Origin of the sequence: Streptococcus oralis, assembly GCF_001578945.1 — a bacterium.
GTDB lineage: Bacteria > Bacillota > Bacilli > Lactobacillales > Streptococcaceae > Streptococcus > Streptococcus oralis_Q.
Window position 1 is genome coordinate 410,476 of record NZ_KQ969551.1, and the last position, 651, is coordinate 411,126.

Below are 651 nucleotides of genomic sequence, written 5' to 3' on the forward strand. Positions count from 1 at the left end.
CGAAACGAGGAGCGAATCCACCTTCGTCACCTACGGCAGTTTCCAAACCACGTGATTTAAGGATTTTCTTAAGAGCGTGGAAGATTTCAGCACCCCAACGAAGAGCTTCTTTGAATGATGGTGCACCAGCAGGTACGATCATGAATTCTTGGAAAGCGATTGGAGCGTCAGAGTGAGAACCACCGTTGATGATGTTCATCATTGGAGTTGGAAGAACTTTAGTGTTGAATCCACCAAGGTAGCTGTAAAGTGGGATTTCAAGGTAGTCAGCAGCAGCACGGGCTACAGCGATAGACACACCAAGAATTGCGTTTGCACCCAATTTACCTTTGTTAGGAGTACCGTCAAGTGCGATCATAGCACGGTCGATAGCTTGTTGGTCACGTACATCGTAGCCGATGATAGCTTCAGCGATGATGTTGTTTACGTTGTCAACAGCTTTTTGTGTACCAAGACCACCGTAACGAGATTTGTCACCGTCGCGAAGTTCAACTGCTTCGTGTTCACCAGTAGAAGCTCCTGATGGAACCATACCACGTCCGAAAGCACCTGATTCAGTATAAACTTCTACTTCAAGTGTTGGGTTACCGCGTGAGTCAAGGACTTCGCGAGCGTAAACATCAGTAATAATTGACATTTTTTACTCTCCTT

Annotated in this window: 1 pseudogene; it reads right to left on the minus strand. The window is 46.1% G+C overall.

From position 1 onward, the window contains the following. Positions 1-637: pseudogene (gene eno / locus SORDD16_RS11745) on the minus strand (surface-displayed alpha-enolase); the annotation flags it as partial. Positions 638-651: the final 14 nt, after the last annotated feature.